The 16,500-nt window shown below is 58.7% G+C and carries 26 protein-coding genes; 17 read left to right on the forward strand and 9 right to left on the reverse strand.

Annotated features, from left to right (window positions below; genetic code table 11):
- Positions 1-8: 8 nt before the first annotated feature.
- The 7 genes from PUT78_RS06770 (at position 9) to PUT78_RS06800 (ending at position 4,640) form a co-directional block, all read left to right on the forward strand.
- Positions 9-917, forward strand: a complete 909-nt coding sequence (locus PUT78_RS06770) for a WD40/YVTN/BNR-like repeat-containing protein (protein WP_274351478.1) — start codon at positions 9-11, stop codon at positions 915-917.
- 38 nt (positions 918-955) lie between these two features.
- Positions 956-1,555 (forward strand): hypothetical protein, encoded by a 600-nt coding sequence (locus tag PUT78_RS06775; protein WP_274351479.1) that lies wholly within the window; start codon positions 956-958, stop codon positions 1,553-1,555.
- 70 nt (positions 1,556-1,625) lie between these two features.
- On the forward strand, positions 1,626-1,748 hold the full coding sequence (locus tag PUT78_RS06780) for a hypothetical protein (protein WP_274351480.1): 123 nt from the start codon (positions 1,626-1,628) through the stop codon (positions 1,746-1,748).
- A gap of 13 nt (positions 1,749-1,761) precedes the next feature.
- The gene (locus PUT78_RS06785) at positions 1,762-1,917 is read left to right on the forward strand and encodes a hypothetical protein (protein WP_274351481.1); all 156 of its coding nucleotides are present in this window, start codon (positions 1,762-1,764) and stop codon (positions 1,915-1,917) included.
- The gene (locus PUT78_RS06790) at positions 1,917-2,432 is read left to right on the forward strand and encodes a hypothetical protein (protein WP_274351482.1); all 516 of its coding nucleotides are present in this window, start codon (positions 1,917-1,919) and stop codon (positions 2,430-2,432) included. The genes PUT78_RS06785 and PUT78_RS06790 overlap by 1 nt, the downstream gene beginning before the upstream one ends.
- A 186-nt stretch (positions 2,433-2,618) precedes the next feature.
- Positions 2,619-3,281 (forward strand): potassium channel family protein, encoded by a 663-nt coding sequence (locus PUT78_RS06795; RefSeq protein WP_274351483.1) that lies wholly within the window; start codon positions 2,619-2,621, stop codon positions 3,279-3,281.
- 24 nt (positions 3,282-3,305) lie between these two features.
- Positions 3,306-4,640 (forward strand): TrkH family potassium uptake protein, encoded by a 1,335-nt coding sequence (locus tag PUT78_RS06800; RefSeq protein WP_274351484.1) that lies wholly within the window; start codon positions 3,306-3,308, stop codon positions 4,638-4,640.
- A gap of 25 nt (positions 4,641-4,665) precedes the next feature.
- Here PUT78_RS06800 and PUT78_RS06805 read toward each other — a convergent pair whose 3' ends face one another.
- Together PUT78_RS06805 and PUT78_RS06810 are read right to left on the reverse strand one after the other, a co-directional pair.
- Positions 4,666-4,869, reverse strand: coding sequence for a hypothetical protein (locus PUT78_RS06805; protein WP_274351485.1), 204 nt, complete (start codon positions 4,867-4,869; stop codon positions 4,666-4,668).
- Between the two features lie 175 nt (positions 4,870-5,044).
- On the reverse strand, positions 5,045-6,178 hold the full coding sequence (locus PUT78_RS06810) for a Fic family protein (RefSeq protein WP_274351486.1): 1,134 nt from the start codon (positions 6,176-6,178) through the stop codon (positions 5,045-5,047).
- A 260-nt stretch (positions 6,179-6,438) separates the two neighbouring features.
- Between PUT78_RS06810 and PUT78_RS06815 the strand changes: the two genes are divergently transcribed.
- The 5 genes from PUT78_RS06815 (at position 6,439) to PUT78_RS06835 (ending at position 9,483) form a co-directional block, all read left to right on the forward strand.
- A complete protein-coding gene (locus tag PUT78_RS06815) occupies positions 6,439-7,248 on the forward strand; it encodes an AraC family transcriptional regulator (protein ID WP_274351487.1) in 810 nt (269 codons plus the stop codon).
- Between the two features lie 169 nt (positions 7,249-7,417).
- A complete protein-coding gene (locus PUT78_RS06820) occupies positions 7,418-8,029 on the forward strand; it encodes a LysE family translocator (RefSeq protein ID WP_274351488.1) in 612 nt (203 codons plus the stop codon).
- Positions 8,030-8,066: 37 nt separating this feature from the next.
- A complete protein-coding gene (locus tag PUT78_RS06825; protein ID WP_274351489.1) occupies positions 8,067-8,204 on the forward strand; it encodes a hypothetical protein in 138 nt (45 codons plus the stop codon).
- A 170-nt stretch (positions 8,205-8,374) separates the two neighbouring features.
- On the forward strand, positions 8,375-8,911 hold the full coding sequence (locus tag PUT78_RS06830; protein WP_274351490.1) for a dihydrofolate reductase family protein: 537 nt from the start codon (positions 8,375-8,377) through the stop codon (positions 8,909-8,911).
- Complete coding sequence (locus tag PUT78_RS06835; protein WP_274351491.1) at positions 8,908-9,483, forward strand: TetR/AcrR family transcriptional regulator; 576 nt, start codon at positions 8,908-8,910, stop codon at positions 9,481-9,483. The genes PUT78_RS06830 and PUT78_RS06835 overlap by 4 nt, the downstream gene beginning before the upstream one ends.
- Positions 9,484-9,521: 38 nt before the next feature.
- Here the strand turns inward: PUT78_RS06835 and PUT78_RS06840 are convergent, their stop codons facing one another.
- From PUT78_RS06840 to PUT78_RS06865, 6 genes are all read right to left on the reverse strand, one after another.
- Entirely contained in the window at positions 9,522-10,106 is a 585-nt protein-coding gene (locus PUT78_RS06840) for a YdeI/OmpD-associated family protein (protein ID WP_274351492.1), read from the reverse strand.
- Between the two features lie 21 nt (positions 10,107-10,127).
- Entirely contained in the window at positions 10,128-10,493 is a 366-nt protein-coding gene (locus PUT78_RS06845) for a DoxX family protein (protein WP_274351493.1), read from the reverse strand.
- A gap of 22 nt (positions 10,494-10,515) precedes the next feature.
- Positions 10,516-10,926 carry an SRPBCC family protein gene (locus PUT78_RS06850; RefSeq protein WP_274351494.1) on the reverse strand — a complete coding sequence of 137 codons (411 nt, stop codon included), beginning with the start codon at positions 10,924-10,926 and terminating at the stop codon, positions 10,516-10,518.
- On the reverse strand, positions 10,923-11,246 hold the full coding sequence (locus tag PUT78_RS06855) for an ArsR/SmtB family transcription factor (protein WP_274351495.1): 324 nt from the start codon (positions 11,244-11,246) through the stop codon (positions 10,923-10,925). The genes PUT78_RS06850 and PUT78_RS06855 overlap by 4 nt, the downstream gene beginning before the upstream one ends.
- A gap of 292 nt (positions 11,247-11,538) precedes the next feature.
- A complete protein-coding gene (locus PUT78_RS06860) occupies positions 11,539-11,874 on the reverse strand; it encodes an MmcQ/YjbR family DNA-binding protein (RefSeq protein ID WP_274351496.1) in 336 nt (111 codons plus the stop codon).
- Between the two features lie 87 nt (positions 11,875-11,961).
- Positions 11,962-12,453, reverse strand: a complete 492-nt coding sequence (locus PUT78_RS06865) for a MarR family winged helix-turn-helix transcriptional regulator (protein WP_274351497.1) — start codon at positions 12,451-12,453, stop codon at positions 11,962-11,964.
- 114 nt (positions 12,454-12,567) lie between these two features.
- Between PUT78_RS06865 and PUT78_RS06870 the strand changes: the two genes are divergently transcribed.
- The 4 genes from PUT78_RS06870 to PUT78_RS06885 all read left to right on the forward strand — a co-directional run bounded on the left by PUT78_RS06870 (position 12,568) and on the right by PUT78_RS06885 (position 15,338).
- On the forward strand, positions 12,568-13,362 hold the full coding sequence (locus PUT78_RS06870) for an alpha/beta fold hydrolase (RefSeq protein WP_274351498.1): 795 nt from the start codon (positions 12,568-12,570) through the stop codon (positions 13,360-13,362).
- A gap of 174 nt (positions 13,363-13,536) precedes the next feature.
- On the forward strand, positions 13,537-14,424 hold the full coding sequence (locus tag PUT78_RS06875; protein WP_274351499.1) for a VOC family protein: 888 nt from the start codon (positions 13,537-13,539) through the stop codon (positions 14,422-14,424).
- A gap of 106 nt (positions 14,425-14,530) precedes the next feature.
- Positions 14,531-14,890, forward strand: a complete 360-nt coding sequence (locus PUT78_RS06880) for an ArsR/SmtB family transcription factor (RefSeq protein ID WP_274351500.1) — start codon at positions 14,531-14,533, stop codon at positions 14,888-14,890.
- Complete coding sequence (locus PUT78_RS06885) at positions 14,868-15,338, forward strand: SRPBCC family protein (protein WP_274351501.1); 471 nt, start codon at positions 14,868-14,870, stop codon at positions 15,336-15,338. The genes PUT78_RS06880 and PUT78_RS06885 overlap by 23 nt, the downstream gene beginning before the upstream one ends.
- A gap of 56 nt (positions 15,339-15,394) precedes the next feature.
- Here PUT78_RS06885 and PUT78_RS06890 read toward each other — a convergent pair whose 3' ends face one another.
- Entirely contained in the window at positions 15,395-15,823 is a 429-nt protein-coding gene (locus tag PUT78_RS06890; RefSeq protein ID WP_274351502.1) for a VOC family protein, read from the reverse strand.
- 68 nt (positions 15,824-15,891) lie between these two features.
- Between PUT78_RS06890 and PUT78_RS06895 the strand changes: the two genes are divergently transcribed.
- A complete protein-coding gene (locus PUT78_RS06895; RefSeq protein ID WP_274351503.1) occupies positions 15,892-16,479 on the forward strand; it encodes a TetR/AcrR family transcriptional regulator in 588 nt (195 codons plus the stop codon).
- Positions 16,480-16,500 lie beyond the last annotated feature (21 nt).

Raw genomic sequence — 16,500 nt, forward strand, 5'->3', positions numbered from 1 at the left:
AAAACACTATGAATGGTAAAACATATACCTTCCTGTCGCGGCGTGCCCTGCTGGTTGGCGGTGTGCTTGCTATTGCAGGTGCCGGGCTGTTTGTGACCCTTGGGGCAGGCGCGCGCGCCGGAACCCCGTTGACCGATTTGCTTGCGCGCACGCATATCCACGGTCTTGCGGTCGACGGCCAAGACAGCGGGCGGTTGCTGATCGCCACCCATCACGGGTTGCATGCGCTGGATCTGGATACGGGCCTGACCGTCCAGATATCGGACCATAGCGACGATCTGATGGGGTTTGTCGCCGACCCGGTGGCGCCAGCTGGGTTCCTTGCCAGCGGACACCCTGCACATGGTGGCAATCTGGGGGTAATCGCCAGCAGTGACGGGGGCGCGAGTTGGACGAAACTTTCGGACGGGGTGAACGGGCCGGTGGATTTCCATCAGATGGACATCAGCAAGGCCGATCCATCTGTGGTCTGGGGCAATTATGGGGGCTTGCAGCGCAGCCGCGACGGGGGCCGGATATGGGAACAGGTCGCGGATGCGCCGCCCGGCCTGATCAGTATCGCCGCATCGGCGCAGTCCGCAGAACGGCTTTATGCCGCGACGGAGACAGGGCTTTTTGTCAGCGACGCGGATGCACGCGACTGGCAGTGCGCCCATCCCACAGACGCGCCTGTCACCTTCGTAGAGGTGCTGGCAGACGGGATGATCCATGCCTTCATTCTTGGCGAAGGACTGGTGCGCAGAGCAGAGGATGGCAGTGCATGGGAACAGCTGCATCCCGATTTCGAACAGCGCTTCGTGCTCCATTATGCCGCTGATCCGGCCAATCCTGACCGCGCATTCGCGGCAACGCAACTGGGCGAAATCCTTGCTTCAGATGATGGCGGGCGCAGCTGGCATCAGTTCGGCACGGACTGAGCCACACCCATTTCACCACCCAACCTTGGAGAAGACCAATGAAAACACGTACCGGACCAACACAGATCCTTGCTGCAGCGATGATCTTTGCATTCAGCGCACCGGCATTTGCCCAGGCAAGCAGTGATGATCACGCAGCCCATCACCCCGATGCCGGGAACGGCGCGGCCGCGCCGGATGATGCGCAGATGCATGGCATGATGGACATGATGTCGCCGGATATGATGCAGATGATGATGCGCATGATGCGTGAAAGGGGGATGCAGGGCGACGATAACATGCCCGCAAGAATGGGCGGCATGCCGGATGGCCCCATGGCGCATGGAATGATGGGCCAAGGCGGAATGCCCATGGGGCGGATGATGCGTGGCCAACAAGGTGCGATGGGCGGGCACGGCCTTGGCCCGGATGCGATTTATGGCATGCCGCAGGGGGGCGTCACCGAAATGACGCCTGCGCGCGTTGAAGCGTTCTTGTCGCAACAGCTGGAACGCCACGCCAACCCGCGCCTTGAACTGGGAGAAGTCGCGCAAGCGCAAGACGGCAGCATCACAGCCGAAATTGTCACGACCGACGGATCGCTGGTTCAGCGCCTGTCATTCAACCGCTACCCGGGCTTGTTCCGGCAGATCGACTGAACCTGTCCGGCGCGACTGCCGACGGTTTGCTGTCGGCAGTTCCGGACCCCGGAAAAAGAAGGAGGCAATCATGATGAACGGATCAGGAATGATGGATGGCTGGAACATGGGGTTGCACTGGATCTGGATGGTCCTGATCGCGGCGGTTCTGGTCCTCGTGATCGCTGCGTTGATCAAATACCTGATGACATGAAAAGGAACAGGCCATGAATACGACACATGACCGGAGGATCGAAGATGCCGTCATCAAGGATGTGGACAGGTGCGTTCGCCTGACCCGCGCGGGGCGGGGGGCGGGTGTTCTGGCCAGAACCGGCACCGGGATAAGGCTGATGCTGGTCGGGTCGGTCGAGGCCGCCTGATGGATGCTGAGAATGACATCGCGGCGCGTACTGGGCCAGGCACCCGCCCGCCAGCCCTGTGGGAGGTGCCCGAACTGCCCGTCGCCTTCTTTTCCTTCCTGCTGCATTTCGTCTGGGAGTTCGTGCAGGTGCCGACCTATACCGGAATGGCCGCGATGGCGCATTGGCAGGCGATCAAGCTTTGCATATCGGCAACATTCGGGGATGTCGGTTTCGCGCTGACCGCCTTCTGGACCGCCAGCATTGCGGCGCGCAGCCGCGACTGGATTTGCCGGCCCACGCGCCTGCCCGTCGCGATATTTGTGGCTGTGGGGGTCGCCCTGACCATCGGGTTCGAATATTACTACACCAATATCAGCCTGCGCTGGACCTATTCGGACGCAATGCCGCTGGTGCCGCCCTTCGGCACGGGGCTAAGCCCGCTTCTGCAATGGCTGATCATTCCAGCGCTTGTGATATGGCTGACACGCCGTCATCTGATCGGCGCGCGCGTGATCCGTGAATCGGACGCATGAGATGATGATGCCCGCGCGCATGCGGTTGAACGTGACGTGCGTCAGGGCCAGCGAAAGAGGTGGCCTGAAACTTGACATAAACAGCCATCGGGTCGGTTGCGGATTGACGACAAAAGAACCGGTTCCCCTTGACACTGCGTGTGCTGCGATGCAGCGTGCCGTTCAAGTCAAAAGAAGGATTGGCGGATGAGCCGTGAAACACGGAGCTTTGCTGTCATTGGCCTCGGGGCATTTGGAAGTGCTGTCGCCACAGAATTGGCACGGTTCGGAAATCAGGTCATTGGCGTGGACAGTGATGAGCGTCGGGTGTCCCAGTTGTCAGACGTGCTGACATCCACAATGATCCTTGATACCACGGATGAGGCGGCATTGCGCGAAGCGGGAATCGACCGCTATGACGTGGCGCTGATTGCGATCGGCCGCGATATTCAGGCCAGCATCCTGAGCACGATGAACCTTAAAATGCTGGGGATCAGTACGATCTGGGTAAAAGCGTCGAACAAGGCCCACCACAGGATCCTGACCAAACTGGGTATAGACCGCGTGATCCTGCCTGAACAGGAAATGGGTCGGCATATCGCCCAGATGCTGAACAACCCTGTCGTTCAGGATTATGTCAGCCTTGGCAACGGGTTCAGTGTTGTGAACATCCTTGTGCCCGAACGGATGGACGGAAAGGAGCTTGCCGCCCTTGGCGTGGGCAAGAAGCATGACCTGCGCCTGCTTGGTCTGATGCGCGGAACTGAATTTCATGCCTGTGATCAGGCTGGTCTGGCGCTGAAGAAAGATGACAAGCTTATCCTTCTTGGCAAGCGTGCGGATTTGCGCCGCTTTGGCGACACGCTTTAGTCGCTTCTGAATCAGATCAACCCTATGTCACGCCGCCTGTCACAGCGCTTTCGCCGGACGCCGCCGCCATTGATCCTCGCGGCGCTTTATGGTGTTCTGATTGTCATCGGGGCCAGCCTGCTGAAGCTGCCCTCTGCGGCCACAACCACCATAACATGGTCAGATGCGCTGTTCACCGCGACATCTGCGGTAACGGTCACCGGGCTTGTGGTTCTGGACACAGGGGCTGATCTGACGCTCTTTGGTCAGATTGTCGTCGCCACCCTGATCCAGCTTGGCGGTCTGGGGCTGATGACATTTGCTGTGCTTGTGCTGGCTGCCTTGGGCCTTCCGGTGGGCATTACCGGGCAGCTTTATCTGCGTGATGACCTGAACCAGAGTGCCATGGGCCAGTTGATGAAGCTGGTGCGCACGATCCTGAAAGTTGTCGCTGTCTGTGTTATCGTGGGTGCGGTGGCGCTCGCTGTCAGTTTCGTGCCGCGTTTCGGGCTGTGGCAAGGGCTGTGGGAGGCGCTGTTCCATTCCATCTCTGCCTTCAACAACGCGGGTTTCTCGACATTTCCCGACGGGCTTGTTCCTTTCGCCACTGATCCGGTTGTCAATATCGTGATCCCCGCGCTCTTCATTATCGGGGGCATCGGCTATGTCGTGCTGCATGATGTGTTCACGAAAAAGACATGGCGCAAATACTCGTTGCATACCAAGATCATGCTGGTGGGCACGGGCATTCTGATACCGTGGTCAGTGGCCATGTTTGCTGCCCTTGAATGGAGCAATCCGGGCACGCTGGGCCAGCATGACACCGCGGTGGCGCGACTGGTCGTCAGCTGGTTTCAGGGGGTGACAACCCGCACCGCAGGTTTCAACACGACAGATATCGGGGCAATGCATGACAGCACGTCGATGATGTTCATCTCGCTGATGCTGATCGGGGGTGGGCCGACATCAACTGCAGGCGGGATCAAGGTGACAACCTTTGTCATCATGCTGATTGCCACGATTGCCTTTTTCCGGCGACAGACACAGTTGACGGCCTTCGGGCGCAGTATCGGGCTGGAGCAGGTTCTGAAAGTCATGGCGCTAACCGCGATCAGCGTGATCCTTGTCTTTGTAGGGGTGTTCCTGCTGACCCTCAGCCATGATGGTGACTTCCTCGATATTGCGTTTGAGGTTGCCAGCGCCTTTGGCACCGTCGGTCTGTCGCGCGGCTATACGGGCGAACTTGATGATTTCGGCCGCGCCGTCATCATGGCCGTTATGTTTCTGGGCAGGGTCGGCCCATTGACGCTGGGGTTCTTTCTGGCGACACGTGTCACCCCGCGTGTGCGATATCCCGAAGGACAGGTGCATCTGGGTTAAAAATCCCGGTGACTGCTGACTGACTTCAGTTAGGTATGAAAAGCTTGCCGCTATAAAAATGCTCGAATTTCCCGCCAAGTGGCGCAACCGGTGATCCGTCCGCCAGTGAGAATTCCTTGCAGCAGGCGTGCTTGTTCCGGATGCCGTCGGCCTGAATGCTCCACTCAATTACAACGGCATCATTGCCCGCTTCGTCATGACATGGAAATTCCCTGACCTTGGTTCGCATCCACGCATCTCCATCCATTGAGCACATTATGCGGCCACCAACTATGCCATGACGCGCGTGAGAACAATCGATTCATGGGCAGAAAATGGCTGTTTTTGCGTCTATGCATGATTGCCGCGCTACAAGGCGGCTGACAATTGCGCAAACGTTTCTGACGTCGGACATGTAAATGGCGTCAGACATCCAGCAGATCGAGCAGCGGGTCGAAGGCATAGAGCGCGGCGCGCCGCCCGGACGCTGGTTCCAGTGTGCGCAACAGACCTGCGTCGACAAGGCGTCGCGACAGGGCACGCGCTGAGGATGCCGGAATGCCGGACCGGTCCACGAAACGGTCGTTCCGAAACACCGGGCTGGCAAACACGAAGTCCAGCGCCTGATCATGAAATTGCGAGTTCAGTACGTCGCGGAATCGCTCGCGCATTTCACTGTGAAGGGCGAGGATTGCATCGGCTGTCTGGATGTTGACCGTGGCCTGCGCGTGCATCGCCTGCAGAAAGAAGACCACCCAGCCTGTCCAGTCACCGCTGGCGGAAACGCTGCGCATCCGTTCGGTATATTCGTTTTTGTTGGCTTCGAAATACCCGGAAACGAAGAAGTTCGGCTGGCTGAGAATACCTAGTTTCCATAGCATAAGCGTGATCAGCATCCTGCCAATCCGGCCATTTCCGTCTTCGAACGGATGCAGCGCCTCAAATTCGACATGGGCGATTGCGGTCCGGATAAGGGGGCGCAAGGCGCTTTCGTTCATGAAACGTACCAGTCCGGCCATCGCCGGTGCCAGATGTTCGGGCGCGATCGGGACATACTGGATTTTTCCCTGCTGCTTGTCCCCGATATAGTTCTGCTCCAGCTTGTAGCTGCCGGGCCGTTTACGGGCACCGCGACCGAAAGACAGAAGTTGCTGATGCGCGGTCCTGATCAGATGCTCGCCAAGTGGCACCCCTTCTGCGAGCGCCTGTTGCGCGTTGCGAAGCGCGCGGGAGTAAAGGTAAGTCTCGACATCGTCGTTCCGTGCTTCCCTGTAAGGGTCGGCGTGCCCCGAGTCTTCTTCTGCCTCAAGGCGGTAAAGATCCTCTATCGTTGAAATCGTTCCCTCCATCCGGGACGATGTCACGGCATCCTGGCGTCGCAGCGGTGCCAGAAACAGTTCACTGTTCACCATGCCCGACATTTTGGCGTCATACCTGGCGATGGCGGTTGCTGCCTCCTCCAGCGGGCCGAGCAAACGCTCATAATCCAGCGTTGCCGGTGGGAAATCGCCGGTGTGGTAGGTTACTGCATTTGTCAGGTCGAGGGGTTTGACGCTCATTTTCTGTGCAATTCTGTTATCAACGACAATAGGTGCGAAGGTACTGACAGCAACGCAGCTTGGCAACAGAATTGTCCTTAATTCTGACATCAAAGGATTTTGCTGCCATTTCTCTGTCTCCAAACAGATTTGACGACGAAATTTGGCCCTTGGCTGGCGTCTATTGCCAGATTTATTGATGGCCACAGCGCGGGAAACAGCTGAGTGGGGCAACCTTCGGGCACTTGTCACGCGCGGCCATTGACAGGTATTCTCAGAAAATGGAGAGCGGTCAGTTCCAGGTTTTTCGCTGCACGATGCCGGGCGTTATGGCGGTTTCGGCGGACACGCCGCATCGATTTAACCGGCATGTGCATGATCAGTTCGGAATCGGGGTGATTCAGCGCGGAGCACAGAAATCGATGAGCGGGCGCGGGCTTGTCGAAGCGCAGGCCGGTGATGTGATTACGGTCAACCCCGGCGAGGTTCACGACGGTTCTCCTGTGGACGGGAGCGGGCGTAGCTGGCGCATGCTCTTTTTTGACCCGGAACCCATTGCGCGGCTTATGGCTGTAGTTACGCAAGAAAAATGCCCCCCTGACGAACTGGCACATCCGACATTGCGTGACCCAATATCTGCGGCACGGTTCCTGGCCCTTTTCCGCGCGATGACAGATCCCTCTGGTGGGCATAGCGAGATCGAAAGCAGGCAAGCTCTGATCCTGCTGCTGGCGCGGCTGATTGACCGGCCCGTGCAAGCAACGCCAGCGTCAGCACCAGAGGCGATAGCGCAGGCCCGCGCGCGTATAGACGATGATCCGGCCACTCTGGTCACATTGTCGGAACTGGCGTCGCTCAGCGGATTGAGCGAATTCCAGCTTCTGCGCGGGTTCGCGAAAGAAACCGGTCTGACCCCGCATGCCTACCTGATACAACGACGCCTGCAACAGGCGCGCAGGCGAATAGCTGCGGGTGCCGCGCTTGCCGATGCGGCGGTTGAATCCGGATTTGCCGATCAAAGCCATATGACCCGGCTGTTCGTTCGCACCTATGGCATGACGCCCGGCCGGTTTGCAGCGGCGATGTGCTGATCTGCAATTTCGTTCAAGACCGGGCACATCTTTGCATTGCACATATGGCAACATGTAATCGCGTCATAGGAATACCCATGCAGTTTTACCATGATCCGGATATCCGCTCCCGCTTGCCCCACCTGCGCGCCGCATGGCCGCACATAGTCACGGCGCAGGTGACGCGGCCATGACATTCGAGTTTCTTCTGACTTCACTGATCATCGTGGCTTCGCCCGGGACGGGGGCAATTTATACTATCGCGGCCGGTCTGACTGGTGGTGCGCGTTCAAGTGTCGTTGCGGCGCTTGGGTGTACATTGGGTATTGTTCCGCACATGCTGGCCGCGATCAGCGGTCTTGCGGTCCTGTTTCATACCAGCGCACTGGCCTTTCAGGCCCTGAAATACCTGGGTGTTGTGTATCTGCTTTATATGGCATGGACGATTCTGAAAGACCGCAGCATGCTTAGCGTCTCCGCGGCGGGGGGGGATAAGACGTGGATGCAGGTGATCGTATCGGCGGTGTTAATCAACGTTCTGAACCCGAAACTGTCGATATTTTTCTTTGCGTTCCTGCCGATTTTTGTCGCCCCGGATGATGTTGACCCCATAGGCCGCATGATCGCGCTGAGCCTTGTTTTCATGGCGCTGACCTTTGTCATCTTCGCGGCCTATGGCGGGATGGCTGCAGCGCTGCGGCAGCATGTCATCCGCAGTGCAACGGTCCAGACCTGGATGCGGCGTGGCTTTGGCGCAGCCTTTGCCATTCTGGCTGTGCAACTGGCGGCGACACAACGATGATGAACGAACGCGCCTTTGACACAGGATAACCGGAAAAATGACCGTGGAAATGTTTCAATCATCGATTTCATCGGCACCCGCGACAGGATTGACAAGTTTTCCTGATGCCGGTCGCGAACGGCCCCTCATCGCCCCCGTGCTTTTTGCAATGGTGGCCGTCGTGGCGCTGAACTGAACATTATGGGCGGCTGTCAGCGTCATGCCGCGACGTTTCGGCGGCATGCGCGCCAGTGCTATGGCTTCGGCGCCATTTTCCAGAGCCTTATTTGCTGACCAAGACAACTGGTTGACGAATGGCGAATCTGCCATTAATTAATTATACATTGTATAATTAATGAGGCTGAAATGATCAGTGGGCATGTGTTCATCGCGACCAGTCTGGACGGTTTCATCGCACGCAAAAACGGCGATATCGGATGGTTGCTGGAGAGGGACGACCCGTCCGAAGATCATGGATATGATGCCTTTATCAAGGACATCGATATGATCGTCATGGGGCGCGGCAGCTACGAATGCATGCGGGATGTCAGGCCATGGCCCTATACGCGCCCGGTTCTTGTCCTGTTCTCCTCATTGAAAGATGAGCAGATACCTGAGGAGCTTGCAAGCAAGGTGCGGTTCTCGGACAAGTCACCGGAAGTGACGATGGCCATGCTTGACGCCCAGGGAATTCGCCGCGTCTATGTCGATGGCGGGCGCGTGATCCAGTCATTTCTGCGCGCCGGGCTGATTGCCGACATGGTGATCACCCGCGTGCCGGTGCTGCTTGGGCAGGGCCGCCGCCTGTTCGGCACGCTTGCTGCGGATATTCCGCTTGTTCATGAGAACACCTGTGCCTTCGGGTCCGGCCTTGTCCAGTCACGCTACCGGATCGCCGCATGAACCGCCCGAGAGGACGCCCGCCACGCGACAGTCCGACCGTATCACGCGACGATATGCTGACCGCTGCGCTGCATCTGTTGGATACAAAGGGCGTCGCGGCCTTCACCATGCGTGCGCTGGCGACGCGGCTGCAGGTCAATCCGATGACGATCTACCATCATTTCGGGGATCGGGACGCTTTGGTCGCGGCGATGGCGGAACGTGTCTATTCCAGCGTGTCCGCGCCTGATTCAGGGGGAAGCCTTCGTCGGATCGAAGCCCTTATGCGCGCCTATCATGGTCAGGTTCTCCGGCATCCCGGCCTTACATTGCTTGTTTTCAGCCTTCCAGAGGTCTTTCCGCAGCAGGCACGACGGATCACCGACGATATTGCCCAACTGCTTATTGATGCTGGCCTGACGGCGCAAAAGGCGCGGCTTTGGGTCAACATCCTTGTAGATTTCACCCATGGGGCCGCAATTGCCACCGCGATGGGTGCGCATGCAGAACCAAAAGACCGCGACGCATTCTGCGACGATGACTATGCCGATGCGCTTCGTGCGTTGTTGACCGGGTTGCAGGGCGGATCATGACATATCTGCAGCGATGGGCTACCGCGCGGAAACCAATGTCACCGATCGGTCAGCCCCCGGCCTTTGATGATATTATCCCGCCATTTGTCGATCCGGCGGATGCGTGTTTCTGACTGTCTGGCATCCGCGATATGCAGCACATAGCCGCGCTGGCGACCCGGTGTCAGTTGCCAGAACGCTTCCGCCAGTTCCGGGTCGTGGTCCAGCGCATCCTGGAACTCGTCGGGGTAATGAAGATTGTGTTTCGCGCTGAAATCAACCTGCAGCCCGTCTTTCTCTGCCTGAATGGCTTTTTCGATGAATGCCGTGACGGAATGCGCGTGTTCCCTGATCTGATCAAGGTTTTTGAACCGAAGCTGCCGCATTGCCTGCGAATGTTGTCCCGGCGCCACCAGATGGCCCGCAGTGTCTTCCAGCAGCGAACCCTTGAAAAACCCAAGGGCGCAGAAGTCCTTCATCCCGAAGATGATGGCAACATTGCTGCCCGTATGGGAATAACAAAGCTTGCCCCATTTCACATGTTCTTCCAGACCACTGTCAAGGGCGAGGGAACGCAGCATCCTGCGTTCATCGTGCCAGTCCGGCTTGGCCAGCAATGTGGCGACTGTTGAAATATTCGACATCTCGTTACGCTTCTGGTCGCTTCATAACGGGGCGAGGAACCACCGGCCAGCCGCTATGATTGCACAGATCACCACGACTCCCAGCCAATAGTATACCGGGCCATACCCTTCAGTGCCTGACCGAAGATGAAGACCCGCAAACATCAGCATTTCGCCGACGATCACTGTTGCAGCCAGCGGAACGACATAGCCGATGGCGGGCGCGATAGCAGGCGCAAGCAGCCCGAGCGCGCAAATCAGTTCGATGGGGATCAGGAGCAGCCAGACACTATGCGGCAATGCGCTGAGTGACGGGACAGTCTGCTCTGAGTTGAAGAACTTCCAGCCTGCGCCAATGGCCGTGTGTGCCGCCAGCAGCGCCTGCAATGTCCAGAGAAGTATATTCATTTGCGCCTCTTGTTACATCCTGTCAGCGAAGGTTTGAAACCACCTGTTCAAGCTTGTCGAGAAACCGCGTCCAGCCAGCGGTTGCGCCGCGATACGCCTGTTCCTGATCGGGGCCAAAGCCCGTCTGCACCATCCGGAGATGCGTGCCGGAACCCGCCTTGGTGAGTGTCCAGGTCACGACACTTTCCAGCCCCTGTGCCTGCCACGAATAGGACAGCGTCTTATGTGGTTCAATTTCCAGAACTTCGCAGGTGATGGTTCCCCATGGCGCATTCAACGCAAAACCATGTCCGACCTGTGGTTCAAAATCACATGCCATCAGCCATTCCCGGATAAGGTGTTCCTGCGTCAATGCGCGCCACACTTTTTCCGGGGGGTGCTCAAGGATGCGTTCCTTGATCACGCTGCGCACATTCATATCCGTGGCGGTCATTGATCCATTCTCCGCAGCAGGTCTTCCATGTCGTCAAGCCGTTTGTCCCAGAACCCGCCCATGCGTCTGGTCCAGTCGACAAGTGGCGCAAGGGCTTCTTGCTGTGCGACATAATGAGTCTGGCGCCCCGCCTGACGACCGCTGACAAGCCCCGCACGCCTGAGGACGCCAAGATGTTTGGAAACTGCGGGTTGCGATATGCCTGCGGCATCCGTCAGCGCGGAAACGGTCTGTTCACCTTCAAGGCACAACTTTTCAAACAGGCGTCGCCGTGTGGGGTCGGACAGTGACCGGAATACGTCATCATGCAATTGGCCCATTGTTTCATAACTCCCTGGCTATTGATGAATAGATAGCTGTTTAGTTATGAGTCGTCAAGGACGTCATGCCGGCCGTGAAACAGGGCATTCGCCAGCACATAAGGAAACCCGGCGCCTGCATCATGAGAGCCGAAGCCGGTTTCCTGAACATCGCATCCTGTATCCAGTACCCGGAGAAGCCGCAGAAGGGGGGCAGGGAACCTGCCATTCGTTCCCGCGCAGCGGTCCGAACCGGATAATCGCGAATGTGGGATTCAGTGAATTCTGGCGAGGCTTGCGCGGCGAAACATTGCTACTGGTCAAAATCTGCGATTGCGCGGCGCGTTGCCGAACTGCGCCACCGCCGCTCCAGAATGCGTTCCAGGACTTCGGCGGGGATATGTGCAAGCCGTGCCAGAACGATATCATATCCCGCATAATGCGGCTCGCAGAAGAACGCTTCCGGCATCAGTTCGATAAGGTGCTCGCGCTCCGCAACAGGCACCCCCAAAAGGACGATACTGTCATCATGTAGCCGAAGCCGCGCCAGCAAGCGCTTTCGCACCTTCAGCGATGGTTCGCCATAGGACGTGGCTTCGGCAACCTCTGGCCACCGCAATGCCATGGTAACCACATCGTTCCAATGCATGGGATACCGCCTTTCTTGCCTTGTGTTCCGAACCCGTGGGCCTTTGGTGCCTGACGCTTCGCCAATACCTTCATGCGGGGATGAATGTCAGTTTCCGGGTTCTTGTCCGGCTGTTCCGCCCTCTCTGGTTGCCATCGCCCGTGCGGTCGCATCAAGTGCGGCGTGAAGCGCGGCTGCAGTTTCAGCCCCAAGTGCGGCGACAATGTCGCCATGCGCCTGCGTCCAGTAAGGAAGCGCCGCGACCAGCCGTGCCTTGCCAGCTTCAGTCAACTGAATGACCCGCACGCGCCGGTCCGTGTCGCTGCGGCCCACTTGAACCAGCCCTGCGTTTTCCAGCGCGCGCAGATTGCGCGTAAGCGTCGAGATGTCCAGCGCCAGAATTTCCGCAAGCTTGCCCATCGGTTGCGCCCCGTCCGGCCCCAGTGCGACCGCGTTCATCAGCGTGACCTGCGTGGCTTGCAACCCGGTCGGGCGCAATGCGTCATCATAGGCGTGCGTGATCGCCCGTGCCGCGCGCCTTACGCGAAAGAACAGGCATTCCGCAGACATGGTCCTCGCCGCATCAAGATGATCTGTCATTTTGTCCCAGGGCTGGTTGATCGGCGATGCGTTGCTCATTGCCCAATATAAACTTGTATATACAAGTTATTATTGCTAAGCAACGCGAAAAGACACCTGCTAGGAGAACACGAAGTGACCTCTGTTACCGACCTGTCCAACACGCGCCGCAGAATCCTTCAGGGGGCATTGGCGTTAGGAGCCTTAGCTGTTGGCCCGCGGGCTTCAGCATCTGGCCCCACGCCCGCGCTGACATTCGTGTTGGTCCATGGTGCATGGCATGGCGGGTGGTGCTGGGGGCCGATGGCCAGCATTCTGCGCAGCCACGGCCACCAGGTGTACACGCCCACGCTTACCGGGCTGGGCGAACGCGCGCATCTGTCAGCTGACACTACCGATCTGGATACCCACATCACCGATATCGTTTCAACCATCCGCTATGAAGACCTGAACGACGTTGTGCTGGTGGGGCACAGCTATGCGGGAATGGTCATCACCGGCGTGGCCGACCAGATGGCCGACAAGCTGCGTGCGTTGGTTTATCTGGACGCCTTTCTGCCGGATTCCGGGCAGTCATTCGTCAACCTGATCGGGGATATGGACCTTGCGGCCCTTGCGGTGGACCAGCATGTGCCGCCCATGCTTACAGTTGCGGAACTCGGCATCACCGATGCGGCCCTTGCTGCATTTGTCGGGGACCGTCTGACGGATCATCCCATCGGCACCTTGCAGCAGGAATTGCAGTTTGACCCTGACAGGGTGGCGCAACTCCGGCGGATATTCATTCAGACATCCGACCTGTTCGGGGATGAAGCCGGGAAGGCCGCATCCGCCGGGTTTGAAATGCGCAATATGGGCGGCGGGCACAATGCCATGCTGACGCAGCCGCAACAATTGGCGGAACTCTTGCTGGATGTCGCAACGGAATAAATCCGCAAACCAGTCCGGGCGGGTCATCATCCGGGGCGCAATGGCCCGAAAAGATGTTGCACAACGCGGGCAGCCCCCGGATGATGGCGGACACATGTTTTTCAGGGCTGACGATGCCCTTTCACGGCCAGCGCGTGGTCCCCGGTGGCTTTGTCCCGATGGTGGAGGTATGACATGCAGAAAATAATCCCGCATCTTTGGTTTGACGGCGCGGCAGAGGACGCGGCGAAACTTTACACAGCGCTTGTGCCAGACTCCCGCATCGGCAAAATCAGTCGCTATGGCAAGGCAGGGTTCGAGGTGCATGGCCAGCCAGAGGGCACGGCCATGAATGTGGACATCACGCTGGGTGGTCAACGCATGCTGGCGCTGAATGCCGGCCCCCGCTTCCGCCCGACGCCTGCGGTGTCATATTACCTGATGTTTGAGGACCGCGCTGCGCTTGATCATGCGTGGAAGGCATTGGCCGAAGGCGGGCAGGTCCATATGCCGCTTGACGCCTATCCATGGAGCGATCGTTACGGTTGGCTTGATGACCGCTGGGGCGTTTCGTGGCAGCTGTCGCTGGGAACACTGGCACAGACCGGGGGGCAGGCCATGACGCCCATGTTGCTGTTCACCGGGGACAAGGCAGGTCAGGCTGAGGCGGCGCTGACGCATTACACGGCGCTGTTCCCCGATTCCGGCGTCGAAGGCATCCTTCGGCATGATGGCTCTGGTGCTGACGCGGCAGGCAGTGTCATGCATGCGCAGTTCCAGCTTGCTGGCCAGACCTTCATGGCCGGTGACAGCGCACTGGCGCATGCGTTCACCTTCACCGAAGCAAATTCCTTCGTTGTGTTCTGCGACGATCAGGCCGAAATCGACCACTATTGGAATGCCCTGTCAGCGGTCCCTGAAGCGGAACGTTGCGGCTGGCTGAAAGACCGCTTCGGCGTGTCATGGCAGATCATCCCAAGGCAATTGCCTGCGCTTCTGTCAGCGCCGGGGGCCGGGGTGATGGAGGCCTTTCTGGGAATGGGCAAGATCGACATTGCGGAACTGGAACGCGCTGCGCGATAGACGGAATGCGCGCGGGGCGGGGCTGTCGGAACCCGCTGGCGATAAAGTTAGCCGAAAGGGTAAGTTTTGCTTGACCTTGGGGCAGGGGAGTCGATAACTTAGCTATATGGCTAAGCATGATTCCACACTTGACCTTCTGTTCACCGCGCTTGGCGATCCGACGCGCCGCGCAATCCTGATGCGCCTTGCGCAGGGGGATGCCAGCGTCAGTGAACTGGCCGCGCCGCATGACATGGCGCTGCCGTCCTTTGTTAAACATCTGGGCAAGCTGGAACAGGCCGGGTTGATCACCACCACCAAGGCAGGGCGCGTGCGGTCCTGCGCCCTGTCGCCGGACGCCTTCGCCCCGATGGATGACTGGCTGAGTGCGCAGCGTGCCATCTGGAACAGCCGCCTTGACCGTTTCGACGATTATGTCAGCAATCTCAAAAGGATGAGAGAGAATGAAACTGGACCCGAAAACTGACCTGAAACTGGAACGCACCCTGGCCGCACCCCGCGCCCTGTTATGGGAATGCTGGACAACGCCCGAACACATCAAACAGTTTTTCGTGCCGCATCCGCATCTGGTGAAAGACTGCGAGATCAATCTGCGCATTGGCGGGCGGTTCAACACTGTTTTTGATGTAGAAGGCAATGAGATGAAGAACGAGGGCGTGTATCTGGAAATCGTGCCAGAAGAAAAGCTTGTCTTCACCGATACCTATAGCGAAGGGTGGAAGCCCAGCGAAAACCCGTTCATGACCGCGATCATCCTGTTGGAGGATGCACCGGACGGCGGCACGAAATACACCGCCATCGCCCGGCACCGGACACCAGAGTCCCGCCAATCGCATGAAGACATGGGCTTTTTCGGCGGCTGGGGAACGGTGCTTGACCAGTTGGAAGCCTATGCAAAAACAATGATGCGCTGATACCTGCGACCACGTGCGGCCCCCGGATTTGACGGGGCCGCAGCGCGGCAATCGTGTCATCCGGGCAGGGTATCTGCGGCGTATTGGGCGATGAATTCCGCGCTGGGTTCAATTGGTGTGATCACGTCGATCAGAACGCCGTTCGGGTCTTGCGTGATGAAATGCCGCTGGCCGAAGGGTTCATCGCGCAGCGACAGCAGGACCGGCAGGCCCTTCGTCACCAGCGCGTCATGCACTGCATCCACGTCCGGCACTTCGAAATTGAGCAGAACACCTGATGCCGGGCGGTGCCGCGCGCATTCGGGAATGGTGTCATGGCTGGCGTCCAGAATTGCCAGATTGACGTTTTCATCCGTCTGCGATTGCAGATGCGCATACCAGTCGGCCGCAAACAGCGCGCGAAAGCCGAAATGCGCCTGATAGAAGGCGCTGGTTGCAGTGACATCGGCCACCATGAGCACGGGGTAATACTGGGTGATTTTCATTGCTTGCGCTCCTGTGCGAAAAGCATACAGTGTGTATGTATCTGTGAATTAACATACAGGCTGCATGTATGCAAGAGAGACGTTCCAATCAGGACCGCCGCCAGGAAACCCGCCGCGCATTGATCAGTGCCGCGCGCGCGCTGTTTCTGGAAAAAGGCTATGCCGCCACCGGCACGCCCGAAGTGGTCGCGCGCGCGGGCCTGACCCGCGGGGCGCTGTACCATCATTTCAAGGACAAACAGGCGCTGTTTCTGGCCGTGGTGGAGGCCGAGGCCGCGCAGATCGCAGCCGGGATCGCGGCAGGGTCCGCCGATGCGCAAACCCCGTTGGCGGCGCTGAATGCTGGTGCGCAGGCCTATTTTGCCGCGATGCGCGTGCCGGGCCGGGTGCGGCTGATGCTGCTGGAAGGGCCTGCCGTGCTCAGCCCGGAAACAATGCGCCGGATTGACCTTGAAACCGGCGGGCGCGAATTGCGGCTGGGCATCGCGGCAGCACTGGGGCAGGCCGCGACGGTCGGGCAGGTTGATACGCTTGCAGACCTTATATCGGCAATGTTCGACCGCGCCGCGCTGGCCGTTGACGGCGGGGCGGAGCGACTGCTTTATGAGGAAACAATGCGTGATCTGCTGGCGCGCCTTGTCGGGCCGGAACCGTGAAACCGACACCGCGCCACGGGA

Source organism: Roseinatronobacter alkalisoli (assembly GCF_028745735.1).
Classification (GTDB): domain Bacteria; phylum Pseudomonadota; class Alphaproteobacteria; order Rhodobacterales; family Rhodobacteraceae; genus Roseinatronobacter; species Roseinatronobacter alkalisoli.

What these genes read in the sequence shown, in the direction of transcription:
- PUT78_RS06770 (WP_274351478.1), top strand. Translation starts at nt 9, where the DNA reads ATGAATGGTAAAACATATACCTTCCTGTCGCGGCGTGCCCTGCTGGTT.
- PUT78_RS06825 (WP_274351489.1), top strand. Translation starts at nt 8,067, where the DNA reads ATGACCGTGGAAATGTTTCAATCATCGATTTCATCGGCACCCGCGACA.
- PUT78_RS06875 (WP_274351499.1), top strand. Translation starts at nt 13,537, where the DNA reads ATGCAGAAAATAATCCCGCATCTTTGGTTTGACGGCGCGGCAGAGGAC.
- PUT78_RS06800 (WP_274351484.1), top strand. Translation starts at nt 3,306, where the DNA reads ATGTCACGCCGCCTGTCACAGCGCTTTCGCCGGACGCCGCCGCCATTG.
- PUT78_RS06785 (WP_274351481.1), top strand. Translation starts at nt 1,762, where the DNA reads ATGAATACGACACATGACCGGAGGATCGAAGATGCCGTCATCAAGGAT.
- PUT78_RS06850 (WP_274351494.1), bottom strand. Translation starts at nt 10,926, where the DNA reads ATGACCGCCACGGATATGAATGTGCGCAGCGTGATCAAGGAACGCATC.
- PUT78_RS06840 (WP_274351492.1), bottom strand. Translation starts at nt 10,106, where the DNA reads ATGTCGAATATTTCAACAGTCGCCACATTGCTGGCCAAGCCGGACTGG.
- PUT78_RS06780 (WP_274351480.1), top strand. Translation starts at nt 1,626, where the DNA reads ATGATGAACGGATCAGGAATGATGGATGGCTGGAACATGGGGTTGCAC.
- PUT78_RS06845 (WP_274351493.1), bottom strand. Translation starts at nt 10,493, where the DNA reads ATGAATATACTTCTCTGGACATTGCAGGCGCTGCTGGCGGCACACACG.
- PUT78_RS06830 (WP_274351490.1), top strand. Translation starts at nt 8,375, where the DNA reads ATGATCAGTGGGCATGTGTTCATCGCGACCAGTCTGGACGGTTTCATC.
- PUT78_RS06790 (WP_274351482.1), top strand. Translation starts at nt 1,917, where the DNA reads ATGGATGCTGAGAATGACATCGCGGCGCGTACTGGGCCAGGCACCCGC.
- PUT78_RS06885 (WP_274351501.1), top strand. Translation starts at nt 14,868, where the DNA reads ATGAAACTGGACCCGAAAACTGACCTGAAACTGGAACGCACCCTGGCC.
- PUT78_RS06855 (WP_274351495.1), bottom strand. Translation starts at nt 11,246, where the DNA reads ATGGGCCAATTGCATGATGACGTATTCCGGTCACTGTCCGACCCCACA.
- PUT78_RS06810 (WP_274351486.1), bottom strand. Translation starts at nt 6,178, where the DNA reads ATGAGCGTCAAACCCCTCGACCTGACAAATGCAGTAACCTACCACACC.
- PUT78_RS06890 (WP_274351502.1), bottom strand. Translation starts at nt 15,823, where the DNA reads ATGAAAATCACCCAGTATTACCCCGTGCTCATGGTGGCCGATGTCACT.
- PUT78_RS06835 (WP_274351491.1), top strand. Translation starts at nt 8,908, where the DNA reads ATGAACCGCCCGAGAGGACGCCCGCCACGCGACAGTCCGACCGTATCA.
- PUT78_RS06895 (WP_274351503.1), top strand. Translation starts at nt 15,892, where the DNA reads ATGCAAGAGAGACGTTCCAATCAGGACCGCCGCCAGGAAACCCGCCGC.
- PUT78_RS06815 (WP_274351487.1), top strand. Translation starts at nt 6,439, where the DNA reads ATGGAGAGCGGTCAGTTCCAGGTTTTTCGCTGCACGATGCCGGGCGTT.
- PUT78_RS06820 (WP_274351488.1), top strand. Translation starts at nt 7,418, where the DNA reads ATGACATTCGAGTTTCTTCTGACTTCACTGATCATCGTGGCTTCGCCC.
- PUT78_RS06880 (WP_274351500.1), top strand. Translation starts at nt 14,531, where the DNA reads ATGGCTAAGCATGATTCCACACTTGACCTTCTGTTCACCGCGCTTGGC.
- PUT78_RS06805 (WP_274351485.1), bottom strand. Translation starts at nt 4,869, where the DNA reads ATGCGAACCAAGGTCAGGGAATTTCCATGTCATGACGAAGCGGGCAAT.
- PUT78_RS06865 (WP_274351497.1), bottom strand. Translation starts at nt 12,453, where the DNA reads ATGACAGATCATCTTGATGCGGCGAGGACCATGTCTGCGGAATGCCTG.
- PUT78_RS06795 (WP_274351483.1), top strand. Translation starts at nt 2,619, where the DNA reads ATGAGCCGTGAAACACGGAGCTTTGCTGTCATTGGCCTCGGGGCATTT.
- PUT78_RS06860 (WP_274351496.1), bottom strand. Translation starts at nt 11,874, where the DNA reads ATGCATTGGAACGATGTGGTTACCATGGCATTGCGGTGGCCAGAGGTT.
- PUT78_RS06775 (WP_274351479.1), top strand. Translation starts at nt 956, where the DNA reads ATGAAAACACGTACCGGACCAACACAGATCCTTGCTGCAGCGATGATC.